Here is a 20,172-nt window from a genome sequence, read left to right as displayed (position 1 = left end):
TCTGGATACGCATTTAGGCTGCACTTTTGAGAGAGTGCAGCTTTTTTTGATGGGGTGATGGATGCAACAGTATTGGGCGTGGAAGGATGAACCGACCGGGAGCGGGCGGGATCAAGATAAAAACAAAAGCTGTCGAAGTATGACCAGTCCTATAATATGGACTGGGTAAAACCAGTAAAAGAAATATTTTGCTGATTTTCCGCGGATGAAGCCTCTTTTTCCATTGTACAGGTTAATGGACAGAAAGGCAAAGGAGGCTCTCCATTCATAGTAAAGCCAGCAGCTTCCGAGGATTGCCTGGCCTGGCTTATCGTTTCGCATATAGTACATGATCAGCAGGAAGATATACCCCCGCCATCCATAGTCTGCTTTCAGAAAAATGGAAACAACAAGCAGTCCCAGGATGCAGAAAAGCTGCATCGAAGGTCTGGTCTGGAAATATTCGATGGCACAAAAGGCCAGATATCCGAGGAAAAGCGTGAAAAACACATTTTGTCTTTCGTAACGCAGCGTATTTGTAAACATCAGATTCCACGGAATTTCTGAGAGCAGCGCAAAAAGAAGGAGATTTCTTCCATAGAGGAACCGGCTCCGCGTATGCCGGAAGCCTTCCAGCAGGAGAAAACAGAAGATGGGAAAAGCAGCTCTTCCGATATCGCGGAAAATAAGATATACATTATATTCTCTGCCGAAAAGCGTAAACAGGATTTTCTGTGCGGGCTGATACATACTGAGCAGCACAGCTCCGATATGATCGATCAGCATGGTGATGACCGCGATCATCTTCAGAGCGCTTCCGCTGAGAATGCGGTATTTTTCTGGAAAAACAGAATCCACAGATGCATTCATGAAAAATATACCTCCAGAGTTAAACTTGCTAATATATTATCACATACATACAGTAGTTGCCAGAAATATTTGACAGTTAGGCATGCAATACAGCCGGAATAACTGCCAATATTATGCGTTTTATGGCAAAATTTTATCAAATATGACTGGACGAAACAACGGTTTTGTGAGAAAATAGCCGTAGGGTGTTATCGAACTTTTTTTCTCAATAACATCGGTCAATCTATACTTGAAAGGAGTTTTAAAATGATTTATTCACGCGAAGTAGAAGAAATGTGTCCAGTGGCACAGGGCGTACATCATGGTGCCGCTCCGATCCCGGAAGAAGCAAAATGGGTTCAGGCAAAAGAAGTAAAGGATATCTCCGGATTTACACACGGTGTTGGCTGGTGTGCTCCGCAGCAGGGTGCTTGCAAGCTTTCCCTTAACGTTAAAGAGGGAATCATCCAGGAGGCACTTGTTGAGACGATCGGATGTTCAGGAATGACTCATTCTGCAGCTATGGCTTCTGAGATCCTTCCAGGACTTACCGTTATGGAGGCACTGAACACAGACCTTGTATGTGATGCAATCAATACAGCTATGAGAGAGCTTTTCCTTCAGATCGTTTACGGACGTTCCCAGTCTGCATTCTCCGAGGACGGACTTGCAGTAGGCGCTGGTCTTGAGGACCTTGGAAAAGGACTTCGTTCTCAGGTTGGTACAATGTATGGAACTCTGAAAAAAGGACCTCGTTACCTTGAGATGGCTGAGGGTTATGTTACAGGTATCGCTCTTGATGAGAACGATGAGATCATCGGATATCAGTTCGTAAGCCTTGGAAAAATGACTGACTTCATTAAGAAAGGTGATGACCCGAACACAGCATGGGAGAAAGCAAAAGGTCAGTACGGCCGTGTTGCAGATGCTGTTAAGATCATCGACCCAAGAAAAGAGTAATTACACTTCGTAAGGTAAAAATATCAGGAGGTTACAGGAAATGGCTTTATTTGAATCATATGAGAGACGAATTGACAAGATCAATTCTGTTTTAAACAGCTATGGAATCGCTTCTATCGAAGAAGCTGAGAAAATCACTAAAGACGCAGGACTGAACGTTTACGATCAGATCAAAGGCATTCAGCCGATCTGCTTCGAGAACGCTTGCTGGGCTTACACAGTAGGTGCAGCTATCGCGATCAAAAAAGGCTGCAGAAGAGCCGCTGATGCAGCTGCAGCTATCGGAGAAGGCCTTCAGGCTTTCTGTATCCCGGGATCCGTTGCAGACACACGTAAAGTAGGTCTTGGACATGGAAACCTTGGAAAGATGCTCCTTGAGGAAGAGACAGACTGCTTCTGTTTCCTTGCAGGACATGAGTCTTTCGCAGCAGCTGAGGGTGCTATCGGTATCGCTGAGAAAGCAAACAAAGTTCGTAAAAAACCTCTTCGTGTTATCCTGAACGGTCTTGGAAAAGATGCTGCTCAGATCATCTCCCGTATCAACGGCTTTACATATGTAGAGACAGAGTATGATCCATATAAGAACGAGGTTAAGGAAGTATTCCGTAAATCCTATTCTGAGGGACTTCGTGCAAAGGTTAACTGCTACGGCGCTAACAGCGTTCCGGAAGGTGTTGCAATCATGTGGAAAGAGGGCGTTGATGTTTCCATCACAGGAAACTCCACAAACCCGACTCGTTTCCAGCATCCGGTAGCAGGAACATACAAAAAAGAGTGCAATGAGAAAGGCAAAAAATACTTCTCCGTTGCTTCCGGCGGTGGTACGGGACGTACACTTCATCCGGACAACATGGCAGCAGGTCCTGCTTCCTACGGTATGACTGATACACTTGGACGTATGCATTCTGACGCTCAGTTCGCAGGATCTTCTTCCGTACCGGCTCACGTAGAGATGATGGGTCTTATCGGCGCTGGAAACAACCCGATGGTTGGTATGACAGTTGCTGTAGCTGTTTCCGTACAGGAAGCTGCTGACGCTGGCAAGTTCTAATAAAACCTTTTTAATTAAAGAGTCAACAAACCTTGAAAGTACCGTAGTTCCAAGGGCTGCGGTACTTTTCTTAATTTTGATCGTAAAAAAGAAGATGTAATTTGAGTCAGTGTGAGAAGTCTTGAAAATGGTAAGATAGGCAACAGGTAGGTAACAAGTAGGTAACAAGTAGGTAACAGAGCGAAGGAAACAAAAAGAAGAGCCGATCACAGTCCCTTTCATTGATTAAGAATTAACGATATCATCAATCTTCTTAAGTTCTTCATCTGAAAAATCAGTATGTCCGATTATCTTGATATTATCAAGAATCTGCTCAGGTTTTGAAGCTCCAATTAGGACACTTGTTACTTTATCATCTTTTAGAATCCAGCTAAGAGCCATCTCGGCAAGCGTCTGTCCTCTTTCCATAGCAATTTCGTTAAGTGCCTGAATCTGGGAAAGCTTTTCTGATGTAAGTGCAGTCTCATTAAGGAATCGTCCGTCAGTGGCAATTCTGCTATCAGCAGGGATACCATTGAGGTAGCGCTTCGTAAGAAGTCCCTGTGCGAGAGGAGAGAAAGCTATGATACCTTTTCCAAGCTCATAGGCAGTGTCCTTAAGCCCGTTATTCTCAATTGTTCTGTCAAAAATAGAATAACGGTTCTGGTTGATTACGAAAGGACATTTCAAATCGGTTAGGATTTCTGTAGCTTTTTTAAGTGTGGGACCATCATAATTTGAAAGACCTACATAAAGGGCTTTTCCACTTCGAACGATAGAGTCAAGAGCACCCATAGTCTCCTCAAGTGGTGTCTCAGGATCCATTCTGTGATGATAGAAGATATCGACATAATCAAGTCCAAGTCGCTTAAGACTCTGGTCCAGGCTTGCAATAAGGTACTTGCGGCTTCCCCAATTGCCATAAGGTCCTTCCCACATATCAAATCCGGCCTTTGTGCTGATGAGCATTTCATCTCGGTATGGATGAAGTTCTTCCCTGAAAAGCTTGCCGAAATTGCGTTCTGCACTGCCATAAGCAGGCCCATAATTATTGGCAAGGTCAAAATGAGTGATTCCATTGTCAAAAGAGGTAAAGCACATCTGCTTCATATTTTCGTAGATACTTGTATCACCAAAATTGTGCCAGAGTCCAAGTGAAACAACAGGCAGCTTCAAGCCACTTTTACCGCAGCGGTTGTAAACCATTGTGTCGTATCTTTTTTTGTCTGCAATGTACATGTGTATATACCTCCATGATTATATCTTTCTGCTACACTTAGGATATCATATTTTTTCTTCAGTTGCATCCAGCTCTTCACTTCAGCCTCTGTTTTCGCTGTATGCGTTACTGTTCACACGATGTGCGACCAGCAACGCATCTCGCCATTTTAAATCGCCTTTGGCGATGGGGCGAGATGCATTCAAGCCAAAACATGCATCCTCCGTGTCAATCAGCGAAGTGATTGACACGGGAGTGAACAGTAACCTGTATGCTACTGCAATTTCTCCAACAATTCCAGATGAAGTTTCTGCACCTTAATCTTTTGTTTTTGTATATTCACTCTTTGAGTGGACTTTCCTCCTTCGATTTTCTTTAAAGCTTTATGCTTCATAAACTCTTCTTTTATATAGTTTTTTCAAAACAACTATAGTAATATAGAGTTATCACAATCTTAGCTTTCTACTATTCAACGGTTCCTTTTCGCCATATCCAGTGGGGTGGGTAAAGATGACCCAATAAGTGAATGTAATTGAAGAAATTAAAAAAAGGACTATTTTTTATGAACAATATAAAAGAAAGAATAAAAATATTTTCAGGGGCGCAGCTTAAATACATTGCTTTTCTATCTATGCTTATCGATCACACAAACAAAGCGTTAATCTATCCGAATTTGGATGGAGGAGCATTGAATCGGTTGAGTGACTTTTTTGATATTTTAGGAAGAATCGCATTTCCAATATTCATCTTCCTTCTCGTGGAAGGCTATTTCCACACAAAAAATAAATGGAAGTATTTAATTACACTTCTTGTATTTGGAGTAATATCAGAAATTCCTTTTGATATGTGTACAACAGCTACATTTTTTGAAGCCAACTGGAACAATATTATGTTTACGTTAGCCTTGGTGCTTGCCATGATCTGGCTGATTGATGTACTCAAGGAAAAGATGGCAGCATTGCCGAAAGCTTTATGGTATTTCGTATCATTTCTCATTGTGGCAGTATTGTGCTTTGCTGCAATGAATCTGGGATTAGATTATGAACACCATGCGGTGCTGATTGGATATTTCTATTATATTTTTCATGACCGACAGGCACTTGCGATTCCATTTTCCTATCTTTCCATGTTCAAAGAACCATGGGCTTTGCTTGGATTTGGCCTGACACTTACTTATAATGGAGAACGTGGAAAACAGAATAAGTGGTTTAATTATCTTTTTTATCCAGTACATTTGCTGATTTTAGGAATTATAAGAATGTGTCTTAAGATTTGAATATGAAATTTTAAAAAGGACTTTTCTTTTAAAATGAACGAAAAGTCCTCTTTTTGCGTAGATGACTGTTATTTCACAGCCCCTTTCTTTGTGTCTAAAGAAAAATAGAACAAATCAGTCTGAGAACGCATGAAAATTTATGCGTAGCTTACAGATAGCTTACACGTAGCTTACATTTTTGGGGAATTTGTGAAATATTTCTTGGAGAAATTCATAAAATAAATCAAAGCGGCAGGGGAGATACTGAGAATATTCATGGAAGCGCTTGTGAATTATATTAAACCGGAATTGCTGATCACAGCAATCGCTTTGTATTTTATGGGGATCGCACTGAAGGAGGCTCAGGCTGTGAAGGACAAATATATTCCGCTGATATTGGGGTGTGCAGGAATCCTTATATGCGGAATTTATGTTTTTGCTACCTGTTCCTGTAAAAATGCACAGGATATTGCAATGGCAGTATTTACATCCACAACACAGGGAGTCCTGGTGGCGGGGCTTTCAACCTATGTGAACCAGCTGATCAAACAGCTGGAAAAAGATGAATAATGGATTTAAAGGAAGGACACATCATGCATGAGCAGATGTATCCTTCCTTTTTGAACGCAGATTGCGAATGTCCGCTTTACTTGGTTATTTATGCATTTTTCAGTGCCTGTTCCAGATCTTTGATAATATCATCCACATTTTCGATACCGATGGAAAGACGGATCATTCCAGGAGAAACTCCTGCTTCAACCAACTGCTCGTCGTTCATCTGGCGATGTGTATGGCTGGCTGGGTGAAGGACCATAGTGATAGAGGCGGCAACGTGAGTTGCGATGGTGGCAAGCTTCAGACTGTCCATAAAACGGACTGCTGCATCACGGCCACCGGTCAGTTCAAAGGAGATAACGCCGCAGGTATGACCATCCTTCATATATTTCTGAGCCAGTGCGTGATATTTATCCTCCGGAAGTCCTGCGTAATTTACATGAGAAACCTTTTCGTGTGCGTTCAGGTATTCTGCAATCTTCTGGGCGTTGGAGCAATGGCGTTCAACACGCAGCGGAAGCGTTTCCAGACCGAGGTTCAGAAGGAAGCAATTCATCGGAGACGGAATAGAGCCCAAATCACGCATCAGCTGGGAAGTAGCCTTAGTGATGTAAGCTTTTTTTCCAAACTGCTTTGTATAGATAACGCCGTGATAGGATTCATCCGGCTCTGTCAGGCCGTGATATTTATGACCGTAGGCATCCCAGTCGAAGTTACCGCTGTCGACAATGGCGCCGCCTACCTGAACGGCATGTCCGTCCATATATTTGGTGGTGGAGTGGGTAACGATATCTGCACCCCACTCGAAGGGACGGCAGTTTACCGGTGTGGCAAAGGTGTTATCCACAATAAGAGGCACGCCGTTCTGGTGTGCAACGTGTGCAAATTTCTCGATATCAAGAACTACCAGAGCCGGATTGGCGATAGTTTCTGCAAAGAGAACCTTTGTGTTCGGTTTGAATGCGGCAGCGATCTCTTCTTCTGTTGCATCGGTATCAACAAAGGTGCAGTCAATGCCAAGTTTCTTGAAGGTGACGGCAAGAAGGTTGAAGGTTCCTCCGTAAATGGTAGAAGCGGCAACAACGTGATCGCCTGCCTCACAGATATTAAATACTGCGTAGAAGTTGGCTGCCTGTCCGGAAGAAGTCAGGATTGCAGCAACACCGCCTTCCAGATCTGCGATCTTTGCGGCTACGGCATCGTTAGTCGGGTTCTGGAGACGGGTGTAAAAATATCCGTCTGCCTTCAGATCAAATAACTGGCCCATTTCGTCGGTGGTGTCATATTTGTAAGTGGTGCTCTGATAGACAGGAAGTGCACAGGGCTCGCCTTTGGATGGGGTATAGCCGGAGTGGATACATTTAGTCTCTAAATTATAGTCGCTCATAGGGATAAGTCCTTTCTGCTGTGTTTTTCGTATGAATTTAACCGAATCAGGGAAGTTTGCTGCTTCAGATGCGGATACCCCATTGATCTGGATTAAGGAAGCTTCCTGTATTTCCGGATACTTCATTCCTGTATTATGCGTTTCAGGGATTTCTGGGAGAAGCTTTGATCCTTGCAGTTCGGCTAAATAAAGTATGAAAAATGCATTTGTGTATTTTAAATAAAACTACATATAAGTATAACTCTTTATGTGTTGAAATACAACAATATTCTACATAAACTCTACTAGGGTATAAGGGAAAAGAAATATTGCGTTCTTGTGCACATAATAAAACGCTATATGATTAACGTTTGTAATAAGCATAGTAAGTCATTTTATAGATGCGAAAATGTGAGTGAATGACGAAAAAATACTGTAAAACAAAGAAAATATGTGAATAAAGTAACAAATAGTGAAAATCGCATAAAAACAAAATGGAAATTTTGTATAAAAAAGACATTGCGTTCACGTGCACAAAATGATAATATAACATCATCAAAAAGAACACAAAACAGAAAACAATAAAAAACAAAAAAATGAACGGAGGAATTTAAAATGTTAAGAGTAGGAGTTATCGGATGCGGCGGAATGGGAAGAGATCATATCAGAAGACTGACAGAGAAGATCCAGGGAGCAGAAGTAGTAGCTGTTTCCGATGTATTTGAGGAAAGTGCCAGGAAAGCAGCCGAGATCTGCGGAGCAAAAGTCTATGCAGACAGTAAGGAGCTCATCAATGCAGAGAACGTAGATGCAGTATTTATCGTATCTCCGGGCTTCGCACATGTAGATTCTCTTCTTCAGGCGATCGAGGCCGGCAAGAGGATTTTCTGTGAGAAACCATTATGTACAACTGCTGAGGACTGCCTGAAAGTAGTAAAGGCAGAGGAGGCAGCCGGCAAACATCTCATCCAGCTTGGATTTATGAGACGCTATGACAAGGGATATCAGCAGATCAAGGAAGCGCTTGCAACCGGAGAATACGGCGAGCCGCTGATCCTTCACTGTACACACAGAAATCCGGAGGTAGGTACCAATTACAACACACCAATGGCTGTGCACGATACCGCAATCCATGAGATCGATGTCCTTCACTGGCTTGTAGATGATGAGTATGAATCAGCACAGGTAGTAATGCCAAGAGTGACGAAATATTCCCACTCTGAGCTGAAGGATCCGCAGATCATGATGCTTCGTACTAAAAAAGGTGTATGCATTGATGTAGAAGTATTTGTAAACTGCAAGTTCGGATATGACATCAACTGTGAAGTTGTATGTGAGGACGGTGCACTGAAAATGGCACAGCCGGCTTATCCGTCTATCCGCAAGAATGCGGCAGTGTCCACTGCTATTGACACAGACTGCTTCGTAAGATTTAAAGACGCTTATGATAAAGAGGTTCAGGACTGGGTTGATAACGCAGAGGCAGGAGTGATCACAGGACCGAATGCATGGGATGGATACCTGGCAGCGATCACGGCAGATGCTCTTGTAAAAGCGCAGGAAACCGGACAGATCGAGAAAATCGTTTCAGCAGTTGAGAAGCCGGATTTTTATAAATAAATATATTTTACGAGCTCCACCTCATCAAGTGTGAGTTGTCATACCAACTTATTGCTACAGACTTCCCCAATGCGTCTGCGGCAGCAGTTACCGGCAGGATCCGATTCCGCTTCGGCTTTGTTGAAACTGCAGTGGAAAACCTGCCGGTGAGATTAACTGGAAAAATTGGCTGAAAAGTAAAAACATATGGAGGGTATTGAAGATGAAATTAGGATTTAATGAAGCAACTGCACTGGAATGTAAAGGACAGTCTCTTATGGCAGACCTGGAGATGTGCGAGAAATATGGTTTTGATTATATTGAGATCCGCTTTGACTGCGTAAAGGACTATCTCAAAGAGCATACACTGGAAGAGCTTGCAGACTGGTTTAAGAATCATCATCTGAAACCATGGGCATACAACACTCTGATCTTCTTTAACCAGAGAGATGAGGCAGGGGAAAAAGAGATTGACGAAGAAGTTGATTTTATCCTGAAGGTTTCCAAAGCGATCGGGATGAAAATGCTGATCACCGTTCCAAGCTTTGATGTAAAAGACAAATCTGTCAGTGAGATCAAAGAAGAAGCAGTTGCACGTCTTCGTTATCTTTCCGATAAGGTTGGCGCGGATATGAAGATTTCCTTGGAGTTCTGTGGTGCACCGAACTGCTCCATCAACCAGTTTGGAACAGCCTATGATGTGGTAAAAGCAGTAGACAGAGATAATGTAGGCGTTACCGTGGATACCTTCCATTTCCATGAGATGTGCTCCCGCCTTGAGGACCTGAGAGCTGCTGATGGCAAGAAGATTTTTGCATACCATTTAAATGACTGTGAGGATCTTCCGCTTGGCTCCTGCGGAGACGACAAGAGACTGTGGCCGGGTGAGGGTGTTGTAGATCATGCAGGAATCGCAGCTGCACTGAAGGAAATCGGCTTTGATGGCGTTTGCACCATTGAAGAGTTCCGTCCGGAATACTATGCAATGAGCCATGAGGACAACGTGAAAAAGGCTGCGGAAGTTACCAGAGACTTTGTGCAGAAATATTTCGGATAATTCATTCAGAAAGGTCCGACCTTAAACCGATAGGAGGTAGATGCTATGGCTGGTAAGGGAATCCCTGAATTGTTGAATTACAAGCAGAAGGGGAAAGACTTGAATGAATTCATCAAGGTTCCGTTGTCGGAAAAGCTGGCATACTGTTTTGGTGATCCGGCACTGACCTTGATGTATACCATGACTACAACTCTGCTGATCTATTTTTATACCAACGTTGTTGGAATATCAGCAGGTGCGGTAGGAATGATCATGCTTTTGTCCCGTATTTTTGATGGATTTTCCGATGTGCTGATGGGAACTATTATCGACCGGACTCATTCCAAGTATGGAAAAGCCAGGATCTGGATCTTAAGACTTGCGGTTCCTTATGCGCTGGCAGCGGTGCTTTTGTTCACCATGCCGCCAATGGGAAATATGGGAAAGATCATCTATGCTTTTGTTACCTATAATATCATGAATACGGTTGTATACACTGCTATCAGCCAGCCATTCCATGCACTGGGATCTCTGATGAGCCGTGACCGTCGTGAACGTGATGTGATCTGTAACATCCGCATGGTATTGTCGATCACAGCAAGTATGATCATTACTGCGTTCACACTGCCGCTGATCAATATCGTAGCGAATATTACCGGCAATCAGCAGATGGCCTGGATCCTGGTAACTGCAGGCTATGCGATCATTTCTGTCGGTGTACTTGTGAATACTTATATGGTCTGTACAGAGCGTGTTTCTGCAGCAAAACAGGAAAAGGAAGATATTCCTTTTGTGGAAGCATTTAAAGCAACCGTTACCAACCGGTATTTCCTTATTGCTCTGGGGCTGATGATCTTTTATACCGCATACCAGATCATTATCGGAACAGACCTTACCTATTACTGCCAGTATGTACTCGGAAATGTAGATCTCGTCATGCCTCTTTCCGCAGCGGAGAAACTGGCAACTGTGGCAGGAATTGCTCTTCTTCCGAAGGTGCTTCCTCGCTATGGAAAAAGAAATCTCATCTGTGCCGGCTGTATCCTGGGCGTTGCAGGACAGCTTCTGTTCCTGATGAATATTACCAGTGTTTCGCTTGGTGTTGTAACCTGTATCATGAGAGGTATCGGAATTGCCCCGTTCTATGGTGTGCAGTATTCTCTTCCAAGCGATGCTATTGAGTATGGCCAGTGGAAAACAGGCAAGCGTGTGGAGGGTCTGATGTTCTCATCTATGAGTATGGGTCAGAAAGCCGGTTCCGGACTGACTTCTGCTATTATGGGAGGAATTCTTTCGGCGGCATACTTTGACGGAACAAAGGCGACAGCGGCAGAGCAGTCTGCAGAGGCAATCCGCGTGATCAAGGGATTTTATCTGTATGTTCCGATAGCAATCTGGGTAGTGATGTTTGTGGTCGCAGCATGCTACCAGCTGGACAAAGTTTATGACAAAATGATGCGTGAACTGATCCGGCGAGAATCGGGAGAGGAAAGCGTCTCTGTGCCGGGCGAGATCCAGTCCATGCCGTTACCGGAAGCTTCCGGAAACCGGATCAACGTGGCAATTGGAAGACTGTATGGCAGCAGTGGAAGAAAGATTGCCGAGGATGTTGCAAAAGCGCTGGACTGCAAGGTTTATGATCGTCAGATCATCTGTCTTATGGCAGAAAAGTTCGGTATGGAAAAAGCAGATCTGGAAAGTGTAAGGCAGTATCTGGATTCCTACAATTATGAGGATTCTGAGCTTACATTTTCCCCGTATGGACATTCATCGGCAGGTGCGGCAGCAGATTATACAGGTGTTCAGATGTTTGAGGTGCAGAGCCGGATCATCCGTGAGCTTTCTGAGAGAAGACCAGGTGTATTCCTGGGAAGATGTGCCAATTATGTGCTTCGTGGAGAGCCGCATACATACAGCTTTTTCGTTTATGCAGATGATGCTTACCGGGAAAAAGAGGGCCAGGAATATTATAAAGGCCAGTCTCTTGGAGAACTGAAGAAACGTGATCAGATCCGAAATGAATATTATGAGAAGTTTACCGGAATCCGCAGAGACGATCCCCATTATTACGATATGGTGATCAATGTATCCAAAACAGGTGTAGCCGGAGCGGCCAGCCTGATCCTGGATTATATCCGGAATAAAGAAGAGGAAAAAGGAGGGAATGCATCATGAAGATCGCATTTGACGTAGATGTTCTTGCGAAACAGATGGATATCAACCGTATGGTCCATCAGGTGGCGGACTGGGGATATAAATATATTGAACAGTCTCCACATCCGAGAATCAATCCGTTCTATAAGCATCCGTTGTTTTCAAAAGAATGTGAACAGGAATACAGACAGGCTCTTAAAGAGACTGGCGTTGAGATTTCGTCCTTTATCGTGGTGTATCGCTGGTCTGGTCCGACGGAGGAACAGAGACAGTTTGCAGTTGCAAACTGGAAACGGATGATCCAGATCGCCGGAGATATGGGAGTGAAGGTTATCAATACAGAGCTTTCGGGTGATCCGAACCAGCAGGAAATCTGCAATGGAATGTGGTTTAAATCCATGGAGGAATTGCTTCCGCTGATCGAGCGTGAGGGTATCCGTGTGGAGATCCAGTCTCATCCTTATGATTTCTGTGAGCTGAATAATGAGACCTGTGATATGGTGAAATCCTTCCGTTCTCCAAACCTTGGTTATGTGTATTCTTCTCCTCACGGCTTCTTCTACGATGAGGGCAAAGGAGATGTGCGGTCCATGCTGAAATATGCAGGAGATGAACTGACCCATGTACTTTTTGCGGATACCTTTAACCAGACCATGGACTGCAGGTACATTTTAAATCCGCCGTGGCTGAATGGCCGTGGAAAAGCGGATGTGACGGTGCATCAGCATCTTGCAATGGGTGAGGGTGATGTGGATTTTGATGGTATTTTTGAAACATTGAGAGAAATGGATTTTGCCAGCAAGCAGCTGAAACCGGATGCACCGAAAGCCGGCGGCGATAACATTGCCTGCGTTTCCATGTTTGGTTTTCCGGAAAAGATGGATAAGCAGGCACCGGAAGCAAGAGAGCGGATTGAGAGAGAACTGCTGGGAAAATGATCGGGTGATCGCGGCAGATCAGAAAGAAAACTGTAATAAATGAGCAGCTGACAGTACGCAGAACGGTGAATAAGACTGATAAAATAATGAATGCGTGCAGAAACACGGTTTCCAGGATGAAAGTTTCATTGTGGAAACCGTGTTTTTTTATGTCTTTCTTTACAAAAAAACTTTACATATATCAAACAACTGTCTTGTCACATGTAAAGGACTGTGGTATTATGTGTAAGATGTTTTGAAAAAAGTTACATGATAATAAAAAAGCAGATCAGAAGCATCTGCATAATAAAGACTAGTACAGCGAAAATTAAGACAAGTCAATATGGCGGTTACTTAATATTCGCTGTACCAGAAAGCAAAAGCAGGAACTCAAAAAAGAAATCCTGCAGGAAAGGTGAAAGATAATGACAGTTGCAGAAGAAATCCAGAAATTAAAAAAAGAAAAAGATGCCATCATCCTTGCACACTACTACGTGCGCCCCGAAGTGCAGGATGTAGCTGACTATATAGGAGATTCCTTTTATCTCAGCAAGATCGCAGCCAGCGCGAAAGAGAAGACGATCGTGTTCTGTGGAGTAGGATTTATGGGAGAGAGCGCCAAGATCTTAAGTCCGGATAAAACTGTTCTGATGCCTGCCATAGATGCAGACTGTCCGATGGCTCATATGGCAACAGAAGAAGGCATCCGCAAGGTGCGAGAGGAATATGACGATGTGGCAGTTGTCTGTTACATTAATTCCACAGCAGCATTGAAGGAGCTTTCTGATGTATGTGTTACTTCCGCAAATGCAGTAAAGATCGTAAAAGCGCTTCCGAACAAAAACATCTTTTTTATCCCGGACAGAAATCTTGCACATTTTATTGCAGAACAGGTTCCTGAGAAGAACTTTATTTACAACGAAGGTTTCTGTATTGTCCATGAATTTATGGATCCGGAAGAAGTAAAAGCAGCAAAAGAAGCGCACCCGGATGCACTGGTTCTGGCACATCCGGAATGTCCTCAGACAGTTCTGAAACAGGCTGATTACATCGGAAGCACATCCGGAATCATTAAATATGCACAGGAAAGTGACAATAAAGAGTTTATCATCTGCACAGAATGTGGCGTTCAGTACAAGTTGGAAACTACCTGCCCGGATAAAAAATTCTACTTCACAGAAACCGTACCGGTCTGCAAAAACATGAAAAAAGTATTTCTGGAAAAAGTTCTCCACGTTCTGAAAACCGGAGAGAATGAGGTTCATGTAACAGACGAGACACGTGAAAACGCGAAGAGACCGCTGGAGCGGATGCTGGAACTGGCAATATAAATAAAACACATTTGTATAAAAGATTTGTCTGAGTTGGCTGAAAAGAGAAATCAAGACAGAGAGGCGAAAAGCAATGAGAATTAAAACAGACGTAGTGATCGTGGGAACAGGTGTTGCAGGTATGTTCAGTGCCTTGAAGCTTCCGCGGGACAAAAAGATCGTGATCATCACAAAAGAGGATATGAGGAGCAGTGATTCTTTCCTGGCGCAGGGGGGAATCTGTGTGCTTCGTGATGAAAACGATTACGACAGCTATTTTGAAGACACCATGAAGGCAGGACATTACGAAAACAGAAAAGAGTCGGTAGACATTATGATCCGAGGCTCCAGAGATATCATTAATGATCTTGTCGGATATGGCGTGGATTTCAAGATGGATGGAGATGATTTTGCCTATACAAGAGAAGGTGCACATTCCAGACCGAGGATCCTTTATCATGAGGATATCACAGGAAAAGAAATTTCCGAAAAACTGCTCCAGCAGGTTCTGAAGCTTGAAAATGTAACAATTCTGGAATATACTACCATGCAGGATATTCTTGTGGAGAATGGCAAATGTACAGGTCTGAAGGCAGTTTCCGCAGAAGCGAACAGGGCACGTCTTGAAGCTATGGAAGCCGGAAAAGCAGTGAAAACCCAGGAAGAGATCCAGCCGGGCGGAGAGATCCAGGTAGAGATTTATGCACAGGATACGATCCTGGCCAGCGGCGGGATCGGAGGAAGATATGTGCATTCCACCAACTATCCGCATCTTACAGGGGATGCTCTTGATATTGCAAAAAAACACAATGTGCGTCTGGAACATCTGGATTATGTGCAGATCCATCCGACAACGCTGTATTCCAAGAAACCGGGCCGCAGATTCCTGATCTCAGAATCGGTCCGCGGAGAAGGTGCAGTACTTTATAACAGCAAAAAAGAGCGTTTTGTCAATGAACTTCTTCCAAGAGATGTAGTAACAAATGCGATCCGGGAAGAAATGAAAAAAGAAGGAACAGACCATGTATGGCTTTCCATGGAAAATATTGATAAAGATACGATCCTGAATCATTTTCCGAATATTTATCAGAGGTGTCTGGAAGAAGGCTATGATGTGACAAAAGAATGCATCCCTGTTGTTCCTGCTCAGCATTATTTCATGGGCGGTATCTGGGTGGATTCTGACAGCAAGACCAGCATGGACCAGCTTTATGCAGTGGGAGAAACCAGCTGCAACGGTGTACATGGCGCGAACAGACTGGCAAGTAATTCCCTGCTGGAGAGCCTTGTATTTGCAAAACGTGCAGCCAAAGCAATCTCAGCAGAAAAGAAAAGTGCTGCAGGGGCGGCGTGAATGCAGACGGAATATAAATATCCGTATTATGAAAGACAGGAGCAGCCTTGCTTTGGAGAACAGGGCTGCTGTGATAATTAAGAAAGAGAAGGGATTGTAAAATGAATAAGATCACAATGACACTTCAGGTAGATCACCTGATCCTGGAGGCTTTAAAGGAAGATATTTCAAGCGAAGACGTTACCACAAACTCTGTTATGAAAGAAGCAGTTCCGGGAGAGGTAGATCTGATCTGTAAAGAGGATGGAATCATTGCGGGACTGGAAATCTTCAGCCGTGTATTTACGCTTCTGGATGCTGACACAAAAGTGGAGCTGTTCTGCAAGGACGGCGATGAAGTAAAAAAAGGTCAGAAAATGGGAAAAGTTACAGGAGATATCCGGGTGCTTCTTTCCGGCGAGCGTGTGGCACTGAATTATCTTCAGAGAATGAGCGGGATCGCAACCTATACACATTCGGTTGCGTCACTTCTTGAAGGAACAGGGATCACATTGCTGGATACCAGAAAAACGACGCCGAATATGCGTATTTTTGAGAAATATGCTGTTCGTGTAGGCGGTGGACAGAACCACAGATATAATCTTTCAGATGGAGTTCTTTTGAAAGACAATCACATCGGAGCAGCAGGAAGCGTTGCGAATGCTGTAAAAATGGCGCAGGAGTACGCTCCTTTTGTCCGCAAGATCGAAGTTGAGGTAGAAACTCTTGATCAGGTAAAAGAAGCTGTTGAGGCCGGCGCAGATATCATCATGCTTGATAACATGACTCCGGAGATGATGAAAGAGGCGGTGCAGCTGATTGATGGAAGAGCAAAAACTGAATGCTCCGGAAATGTTACAAAAGAAAACATTGCAAAGATCAGGGATGTTGGTGTAGACTATGTATCAAGTGGTGCATTAACGCATTCTGCACCGATCCTTGATATTTCGCTTAAAAATCTTCATCCGCTTTCCTGAAAAATGCAGGATTTTACAGAATACCGAGTGCTGTGAAAGGAAATACCCCGAATATCAGAAAAGAAGCGTGAATTGCCGGAAGCAGAGGCATAGCAGGTGATGTCTGGCCGGGTTGGAGATATCGCGAGAATGAAGGAGAGGGGTATCGGAACAAAAAGTACAGGCACAGCCAGGAAAGGGGAACTTAAATGACTGGTTCAGAACGCAGGACAGCGATCATGGATCAAATTAAAAACAGTGAACGGCCGGTCTCAGGAAGTGCTCTGGCCAGAACATTTCAGGTCAGCAGACAGGTGATCGTGCAGGATATTGCGCTGATACGCGCGGAGGGGAATGATGTGATCTCCACCAACAGAGGATATATTTTTACGGCTCCCCATACTGTGAGCCGGATATTCAAGGTGCATCATACAGATGCGGATCTGGAGAACGAGCTCTGCGGGATTGTGGATCTCGGCGGAAAAGTGATCAATGTAATGGTGAATCACAGAGTTTACGGGCATATCGAGGCAGAACTGAATATCAGCTCCAGGCGCCAGGTTGAGAATTTTATGGAGGATATCCGAAGCGGCAAGTCCAGTCCTCTGAAGAATATCACATCGGATTATCATTATCATAAAGTAGAGGCAGAATCCGGGGAAATCCTGGATATGATCCAGGATATGCTGAAACGGCGAGGATTTCTGATCGAAGCAGAATAGCAGAAGTCAGATACAAAAAGAAAAGATATACAGAATGAGAAAATTCTGTTAATATGAAAATATAGTGATCACGAAAATAGGAGAAGGAATCCTGCATGGCAGGGTTCCTTCTTGCACCCTGCGGAAATGTGCACCTTGTGGAAATGTACAGACAGGGAAAACAGGATGCAGATATGAGGGTGGGAAAAAATACGGCTTGATATGCATGGAGGGGGAAATGGATTATCAGAGTATGTTTACATTTATGCTGGAGATGGCAGGAACTGTTGCGTTTGCTGCTTCCGGAGCTATGGTGGGGGCGCAGAGAGGAATGGATATTTTCGGGGTCTGCGTTCTTGGAGTGGTGACTGCAGTGGGCGGAGGAGCTACCAGGGATATTATCCTGGGAATCGTGCCGCCGGGAATGTTTCAGGATCCGCTGTATACCATTGTGGCAACCGTGACGGCCTGTATTGTTTTTGCAGTGATGTACTGGAAGCAGGAACTGCTGGAAGGCGGGAACCGGCTGGTCTATGATAAGGTGATGCTGGTGATGGATACGGTTGGCCTTGGTGTGTTTACTGTCATGGGGGTTGATAAGGGGATTTCCCAGGGGTATATGGAAAGAACATTTTTTCTTGTATTTCTTGGGACTGTCACAGGAGTCGGAGGCGGCCTTATCCGTGATATGATGGCAGGAGTACCGCCATATATTTTTGTGCGCCATATTTATGCCTGTGCGTCTATTGTAGGAGCCATTGCCTGTGTTTGGATATACAGGCTGTGGGGCGGAGTGCCGGCCATGGTGATCGGAACGGTAGTAGTGATCCTGATCCGGTACCTGGCGGCACATTACCGGTGGAATCTGCCGAGACTGAGAAGAGAATAAAAAAAGATATGAAAAGCTCCGGAACATTTAAGGAATAATGTTCCGGAGCTTTTTGGCTTTTATTTGGTTTATATTGCGTAGAAAGATTTTATCTGTTCCTCTCATAAGAGAATCATGCGTCTGTATCCTGCAGAGCCAGGAAGCCTTCCTCGCCGGTACGGATCTTGACAACGTTTTCGATATCGTAAACGAAGACCTTACCATCACCGATCTGACCGGTATGAAGAACTTCTTTTGCAGTATCAATAACCTTCTGAACCGGTACAAGACTTACAACGATCTCGATCTTAACCTTCGGACGGAGGTTCATGTCAACCTCAACACCACGATAGTAGGTTGGAGCACCCTTCTGAACACCACAGCCCATAACGTTTGTGATAGTGATACCGGTTACGCCGATCTCGTTCATAGCCTGCATAAACTCATCCAGCTTGTTCTGACGTGTGATGATAACAACCTTTGTCAGTTTGTGTACGCCGTCTGCAGGAATTTCAGGAACAGATTCAGCAGGAGCAGAAGGAGCATGTTTTACAACAGGGGCTTTTACGGAAGTTCCCATTGGAGTCGGAGCCTTTGTCATGGTATCCTGTACAAAGAATCCATCGTATGCACTTGCGAGGCCATGCTCTTTCATATCTAGACCTGCGATCTCTTCCTCAGCGGAAACACGAAGACCGATGGTGTGTTTGATCACCTGGAAGATAATTGTCATAGTAACAGCAACCCATGCGATGGTGATAGCCATACCAATAAACTGAACACCGAAGCCATGGAAACCACCGCCTGTGAGAAGACCCTTCCACTCGGTACCTGCACCGTCGGAGAAAAGACCGACAGCAAGGGTTCCGAAAGCACCGTTAAGACCGTGAACGCCAACAGCACCAACCGGGTCATCAATTTTGAGAACTTTATCAATAAATTCAATACCAAATACTACAATGAATCCGGAGAGGATTCCGATGATAGCTGCAGATGTAGGAGATACGGTATCACAGCTTGCTGTGATGGCTACCAGTCCTGCAAGAGAACCGTTCAGGGACATGGAAACATCCGGTTTTTTGTAGCGGATCCATGTGATCAGCATAACTGTTACAGTAGCAACAGCAGCTGCAAGGTTTGTTGTTACGAAGATCTTTCCGGCGCTTACAATGGCATCGCCTTCCATGCTGACAGTAGATGCACCGTTGAAACCGAACCAGCAGAACCAGAGAATGAATACACCAAGTGCGCCAACCGTAAGGTTATGTCCCGGGATCGCTCTGGATTTACCGGATTTGGAATATTTTCCGATACGAGGTCCGAGGATGATGGCACCGATCAGTGCAGCAACACCACCAACCATGTGAACGGCACAGGAACCTGCGAAATCATGAAATCCCATCTGGCTGATAAAGCCGCCGCCCCAGATCCAGTGACCGGATACAGGATATACTACGAGACTGATCAGTAAACTGTAGATACAGTAGGAGATGAATTTAGTACGCTCTGCCATGGCACCGGATACGATGGTAGCAGAGGTAGCACAGAATACAGTCTGGAAGATGAGAAATGCCCAGAAAGGAACTCCATCCGGAAGCATTGCGTTTCCGTAGTTTGCCTCTGAGGCGATTCCGCCGATCTTGCCGAAGAAACCGTTTCCTGCACCGAACATGATGCCAAATCCAACCAGCCAGAAGACCGGTGTACCGATACAGAAGTCCATCAGGTTTTTCATGATGATATTTCCAGCGTTTTTTGCTCTTGTGAATCCTGTTTCGACCATTGCAAATCCAGCTTGCATGAAGAAGACCAGTGCTGCGCCGACGAGGACCCAAGTTGTGTTTACTGAAGAATACATGGTAACACTCCCTTTCCCAATTTTTTCTTTCCTATTATGTATAGAAAGAATTTTTGTAATACCGGACAGAAAAAACAGATAGAATTTATCCAGTATCAGTATAACGAAAAAGCGCAGGAGAGAGGAAATTCTCTTCCGCGCCTTTACGAAATCAAAATTAGTATATGTAAAACAGGGGATATCTGTATCGTGTGATTAATGGATGAGGAAATCGATAATGAATTATG

Annotated in this window: 17 protein-coding genes; 13 read left to right on the top strand and 4 right to left on the bottom strand. The window is 44.2% G+C overall.

Going from position 1 to position 20,172, the window contains the following annotated elements; genetic code table 11:
- Window positions 1-111 precede the first annotated feature (111 nt).
- Entirely contained in the window at window positions 112-849 is a 738-nt protein-coding gene (locus tag V9W66_RS03555; protein ID WP_144094132.1) for a TraX family protein, read from the bottom strand.
- Between the two features lie 246 nt (window positions 850-1,095).
- Here V9W66_RS03555 and V9W66_RS03550 point away from each other — a divergent pair, with 246 nt between their 5' ends.
- Window positions 1,096-1,788, top strand: a complete 693-nt coding sequence (locus tag V9W66_RS03550; RefSeq protein WP_015525726.1) for an iron-sulfur cluster assembly scaffold protein — start codon at window positions 1,096-1,098, stop codon at window positions 1,786-1,788.
- A 40-nt stretch (window positions 1,789-1,828) separates the two neighbouring features.
- Complete coding sequence (locus V9W66_RS03545) at window positions 1,829-2,839, top strand: GGGtGRT protein (RefSeq protein WP_015525727.1); 1,011 nt, start codon at window positions 1,829-1,831, stop codon at window positions 2,837-2,839.
- Window positions 2,840-3,064: 225 nt separating this feature from the next.
- On the opposite strand, the gene V9W66_RS03540 is transcribed toward V9W66_RS03545, so the two are convergent.
- The gene (locus tag V9W66_RS03540; protein ID WP_092069272.1) at window positions 3,065-4,057 is read right to left on the bottom strand and encodes an aldo/keto reductase; all 993 of its coding nucleotides are present in this window, start codon (window positions 4,055-4,057) and stop codon (window positions 3,065-3,067) included.
- Between the two features lie 542 nt (window positions 4,058-4,599).
- On the opposite strand from V9W66_RS03540, the gene V9W66_RS03535 reads away from it, so the two are divergent.
- A complete protein-coding gene (locus tag V9W66_RS03535) occupies window positions 4,600-5,313 on the top strand; it encodes a TraX family protein (RefSeq protein ID WP_021885873.1) in 714 nt (237 codons plus the stop codon).
- Window positions 5,314-5,568: 255 nt separating this feature from the next.
- Window positions 5,569-5,862, top strand: a complete 294-nt coding sequence (locus tag V9W66_RS03530) for a phage holin family protein (protein ID WP_092069275.1) — start codon at window positions 5,569-5,571, stop codon at window positions 5,860-5,862.
- An 88-nt stretch (window positions 5,863-5,950) separates the two neighbouring features.
- Here the strand turns inward: V9W66_RS03530 and V9W66_RS03525 are convergent, their stop codons facing one another.
- Window positions 5,951-7,234 (bottom strand): O-acetylhomoserine aminocarboxypropyltransferase/cysteine synthase family protein, encoded by a 1,284-nt coding sequence (locus V9W66_RS03525; protein WP_021651113.1) that lies wholly within the window; start codon window positions 7,232-7,234, stop codon window positions 5,951-5,953.
- A 594-nt stretch (window positions 7,235-7,828) separates the two neighbouring features.
- Between V9W66_RS03525 and V9W66_RS03520 the strand changes: the two genes are divergently transcribed.
- The 9 genes from V9W66_RS03520 (at window position 7,829) to V9W66_RS03480 (ending at window position 18,108) form a co-directional block, all read left to right on the top strand.
- Window positions 7,829-8,833, top strand: a complete 1,005-nt coding sequence (locus V9W66_RS03520) for a Gfo/Idh/MocA family protein (protein ID WP_144094131.1) — start codon at window positions 7,829-7,831, stop codon at window positions 8,831-8,833.
- A 202-nt stretch (window positions 8,834-9,035) separates the two neighbouring features.
- Entirely contained in the window at window positions 9,036-9,869 is an 834-nt protein-coding gene (locus V9W66_RS03515) for a sugar phosphate isomerase/epimerase family protein (protein WP_021651116.1), read from the top strand.
- A gap of 45 nt (window positions 9,870-9,914) precedes the next feature.
- A complete protein-coding gene (locus V9W66_RS03510) occupies window positions 9,915-12,023 on the top strand; it encodes a cytidylate kinase family protein (protein WP_144094130.1) in 2,109 nt (702 codons plus the stop codon).
- On the top strand, window positions 12,020-12,940 hold the full coding sequence (locus V9W66_RS03505; protein ID WP_138276360.1) for a sugar phosphate isomerase/epimerase family protein: 921 nt from the start codon (window positions 12,020-12,022) through the stop codon (window positions 12,938-12,940). Before V9W66_RS03510 ends, V9W66_RS03505 begins: the two co-directional genes overlap by 4 nt.
- 404 nt (window positions 12,941-13,344) lie before the next feature.
- Window positions 13,345-14,250: a quinolinate synthase NadA gene (gene nadA, locus V9W66_RS03500; RefSeq protein ID WP_144094129.1), complete on the top strand. Its 906-nt coding sequence runs from the start codon at window positions 13,345-13,347 to the stop codon at window positions 14,248-14,250.
- Window positions 14,251-14,323: 73 nt separating this feature from the next.
- The gene (locus V9W66_RS03495; RefSeq protein ID WP_144094128.1) at window positions 14,324-15,583 is read left to right on the top strand and encodes an FAD-binding protein; all 1,260 of its coding nucleotides are present in this window, start codon (window positions 14,324-14,326) and stop codon (window positions 15,581-15,583) included.
- Between the two features lie 101 nt (window positions 15,584-15,684).
- On the top strand, window positions 15,685-16,539 hold the full coding sequence (nadC, locus tag V9W66_RS03490) for a carboxylating nicotinate-nucleotide diphosphorylase (protein WP_059086301.1): 855 nt from the start codon (window positions 15,685-15,687) through the stop codon (window positions 16,537-16,539).
- A 188-nt stretch (window positions 16,540-16,727) separates the two neighbouring features.
- The gene (locus tag V9W66_RS03485) at window positions 16,728-17,240 is read left to right on the top strand and encodes a transcription repressor NadR (protein WP_144094127.1); all 513 of its coding nucleotides are present in this window, start codon (window positions 16,728-16,730) and stop codon (window positions 17,238-17,240) included.
- A gap of 217 nt (window positions 17,241-17,457) precedes the next feature.
- Window positions 17,458-18,108: a trimeric intracellular cation channel family protein gene (locus V9W66_RS03480; protein ID WP_144094126.1), complete on the top strand. Its 651-nt coding sequence runs from the start codon at window positions 17,458-17,460 to the stop codon at window positions 18,106-18,108.
- Window positions 18,109-18,220: 112 nt separating this feature from the next.
- Here the strand turns inward: V9W66_RS03480 and V9W66_RS03475 are convergent, their stop codons facing one another.
- A complete protein-coding gene (locus V9W66_RS03475; RefSeq protein ID WP_144094125.1) occupies window positions 18,221-19,945 on the bottom strand; it encodes an ammonium transporter in 1,725 nt (574 codons plus the stop codon).
- Window positions 19,946-20,172: the final 227 nt, after the last annotated feature.

This window comes from Blautia massiliensis (ex Durand et al. 2017), from assembly GCF_051861785.1.
Taxonomy (GTDB): domain Bacteria; phylum Bacillota; class Clostridia; order Lachnospirales; family Lachnospiraceae; genus Blautia_A; species Blautia_A luti_A.
The sequence above is the reverse complement of the archived record's forward strand: the minus strand, read 5'-3'. Positions and strand labels throughout refer to the sequence as shown.